This is a genomic window from Myxococcus sp. AM010, assembly GCF_013372585.1.
GTDB lineage: Bacteria > Myxococcota > Myxococcia > Myxococcales > Myxococcaceae > Myxococcus > Myxococcus vastator.
The window spans coordinates 1-2,488 of the sequence record NZ_JABXEO010000191.1; the positions used below are offsets into that span (position 1 = coordinate 1).

Below are 2,488 nucleotides of genomic sequence, written 5' to 3' on the forward strand. Positions count from 1 at the left end.
CCCATGGGCCGAGGGGGGGGCGGAGGAACCGGCGGGCCGGGGCGGGGAAGGCCGCCACTGCCGCCCATCCCAGGACGGCTACCGGCCACGGGCACACTGCCCCTGCTGGGCGTCCGTCCATCCATGGGCGCGGACATCTCCCCACCGCCAACGTTGCCGCTGCCCGTGCCCGAGGGCACCGGGCGCGGGTGGCTCCCCGTCCCGCTGATGGCGGACGGCGCGAACTCCACCAGCCGGTCCCCCAGCGTGTCCCGGAAGAACTGGGCCACCGCCGCGGGCGACGAGTTGAGCCGGTGATGCGCCATCACCGCTTCGATTTCCTCGCGCAGCGCGGCGGCGGACGGCGTGCGGCGCGCCGGGTCCTTCACCAGCGCGCGGAGGATGAGGTCGGAGACGTCCTGGGGGATGTTCGGCTTGAGCTGCGAAGGGACGGGCGCGGGATCCCTGACGATGGCCTGCAGCGTCGCCGCGTCGTGGTCCCTGCGGAACGGGAGCGTGCCGGTGAGCAGCTCGAAGAGCACCACGCCCAGCGCGAACACGTCGTTGCGCGCGTCCAGCGCGCGCCCGGACGCCGCCTCCGGGGAGATGTACGAAATCTTCCCCTTCAGCACGCCCGCCTGGGTGTGCTCCTCGCCCGCCACCTTGGCGATGCCGAAGTCACTCAGCTTGATGGCGCCGTCCAGCGAGATGAGGACGTTGTGCGGGCTGACGTCCCGGTGGACCACCGGGTGCGGCGTGCCCGCCGGGTCCACGTAGGCGTGGGCATAGTGAAGCCCCGCGGCCACCTCCGCGACGATGCGCAGCGCGTGCTCCAGCGGGAGCGCCAGGCCCTTGCGCCGCAGCTCGATGACCAGCTTCTTCAGGTCCGGCCCGCGCACGTACTCCATGAGGATGTACGCGACGCCGTCGGACACGCCCACGTCGAACGTCTGCACGACGTTCGGGTGCGTCAGCCGCGCGTTGGCGCGGGCCTCCGCGAAGAGCATGTCGACGAACTCGGGGTTCTCCGCGAACTGCGGGAGAATCTTCTTCATCACCAGGAACTTCTCGAAGCCCTTCACGCCCACCTGCTTGGCGAGGAAGACCTCCGCCATGCCGCCCTGCCCCAGCCGCCGGATGATGTTCAGCTTGGTGCTGCCCAGCGAGTTGGAGATGTCCGTGGAGGCGCCCTGGCGGGCCGCCGGGTCGATGTTCGTGGCGCCGAAGAGGTACTGACTGAGGGCGCGCGTCTCCAGCGCCTCCAACTCCTCCAGCGGCCGGTCCGTCAGCTGCAGCCGCGCCAGCAGCCCCTGGAGCTGGGGCATGTGAGGGACGCGCGCGTTGCCGCCGCAGATGGGGCACGGCACGTCCACGCCGGCCGCCTGCGCTCGCAGCTTCGCCAGGTAGTCCGCGGCCTGGAGGCGCTGGTGGCTCACCTGCCCGCAGTTGCGGCAGTCACACGGCAGCCACAGCGTGGCCAGCCGCACCGGCAACACCTTGGCCGAGCGCGCCAGCACCGCCAGCGCGGGCGGCGGCACCCGGCACAACGCCACGTGCGCGCCCTGCGCCGCCGTCTCCAGCACCTGCTCCAGCTTTGGCAGGGCCTCCGGCTCCACCGCGCTGACGTGGCTGAAGTCGAAGCCGACGCGGCCCTCCAGGCCCGACGCCAGCCGGCGCACGTTCAGGTCGCCCTTCAGCGCGCTGGCCAGGGTGATGTACGTGATGTCGTCCTGGATGATCTTCAGGTGCTGCGTCAGCTCCGGCTGCTCCGCCGGCATGCTGGCGCGCAGGTAGCGCATGACGACCGGGTCCACCTGGCCGAACTGCTGCCGCCGCGCGTAGTCGAAGAACTCCCCCGGCAGGTCCGCGAACTCCAGCGGCCCCTGACACACGGGGCAGGCGTGGTCGGGCGCACGCTCCTCGGCGATGACCTGCGCCTCGTCCAGCAGGTTCACCAGCCGCAGCCGGTCCTCGTTGCAGGCGCGGCAGGTGTAGGGCGCCAACACGGAGAGGACGCGGGCGACGCCAGCGAAGCCCTCCACCATGTTGAGCTGGTCCACGATGACCGGTGGCGCGTGGACCACGTAGAGGCCCAGGGCCCCCTGCGGCAGCTTGGCGGCGAACTCAATCCACCGCCGCACGCCGAAGGAGCTGATGCGCTCCACCTGCCCCAGGTCCACCACCAGCAGCCCGCTCAGCTCCGGGCTGGCGGACGTCAGTGGGAATGTTTCGTCGATGACGCCGGAGATCCGGACGTGGGTAATCGTCCCCACGCGGAGCCGGCTGATGATGGCGTTGGAAACCTGGCTATCCACCGGCCCTGACCTCATTGGAGACAGAACAGCAGCGACTTGGGTTGTGCGGCGCGGCGGCGGGCCTCCCCCAGGTCCACCACGCACAGGACTCGTGACTCACGGCCAGCGGCCACACGGACAGCCACCACATCGCTGTGCTCCAGGATGCGCCGCAGTCCCAGCCCCGCCCCTCCTCCGGACGCATCCACCTGGAC

General features: G+C 71.1%; 1 protein-coding gene and 1 pseudogene. Both read right to left on the bottom strand.

Going from position 1 to position 2,488, the window contains the following annotated elements; translation table 11 throughout:
- On the bottom strand, positions 1-2,294 hold a 2,294-nt coding region (locus tag HV826_RS36200), incomplete at its 3' end, for a serine/threonine-protein kinase (protein WP_176421553.1).
- 11 nt (positions 2,295-2,305) lie between these two features.
- A pseudogene (locus HV826_RS36775) lies at positions 2,306-2,488 on the bottom strand (hypothetical protein); the annotation flags it as partial.